This window comes from Pseudomonas sp. ACN8, from assembly GCF_002303925.1.
Taxonomy (GTDB): Bacteria; Pseudomonadota; Gammaproteobacteria; order Pseudomonadales; family Pseudomonadaceae; genus Aquipseudomonas.
This window is the reverse complement of record NZ_MRCS01000123.1, coordinates 1-832: the sequence shown is the minus strand read 5'-3', so window position 1 is coordinate 832 and position 832 is coordinate 1. Positions and strand designations below refer to the sequence as shown.

Sequence of the window (832 nt, the reverse complement as noted above, 5' to 3'; positions counted from 1 at the left end):
TTGTCGGGCCGATTCTCGATGGCGATACCACCGACGACAACACGCCAACCTTCAGCGGCACCGCCGAGCCGAACACGACCCTGATCATCTACGACAACGGTACCGAGATTTTCCGTGTGCCGGTAGATGGGCTCGGTAACTGGAGCTATACGCCTGCTCCTGCATTGGCCGATGGCCCTCACAGCTTCAGCACTGTGGTGGAGGACGCCGCCGGTAACCAGAGCCCGCAAAGCACGCCGATCGACTTCATCGTGGATACCAGTGCGGTTGCCATCAGCATCGAGCAGGCGCTCGATAACGTCGGGCCAAACCAGGGCGATCTGGCCAGTGGTAGCGTCACCGACGATGCCACACCCACCCTCTCGGGCCAGGCAACGGCGGGCGCCACTGTCAACATCTACCTGAACGGTACGTTGTTGCAGACCGGTGTATCGGTCAACGGCCTGGGCCATTGGGAGTACACCGTGGCTCCGGCTCTGGCGGAAGGCAACTACGCGTTCACCGCGACCGTTGTCACGCCAGCGGGTGGCGAAAGCGCCCCGACAGCTGACTTCAACCTGGAGATCGACCTCACCCCATCGGCCGCCCCGAGCATCGACGAAGTCCGTGACGACGTCGGCAGTGTTCAAGGCATGCTTGCCGATGGCGCAACCACCGACGACACGACCCCGACCCTGGTCGGCAGTGGTGTCGCGGGCGACACGATCATCATCCGCAACAACGGTGTCGAGATCGATCGTGTGCCGGTTCAACTCGATGGCACTTGGAGCTTCACGCCGAACCCGCCGCTGAACAATGGCTCGACCAACGTGTTCGATGTGATTGCCCAGGA

The 832-nt window shown here is 62.3% G+C and carries 1 protein-coding gene; it reads left to right on the top strand.

The window, feature by feature from the left end; translation table 11 throughout:
• The coding region (locus tag BSF44_RS29220) for an Ig-like domain-containing protein (RefSeq protein ID WP_256589184.1) at window positions 1-832 on the top strand (832 nt) is incomplete at both ends.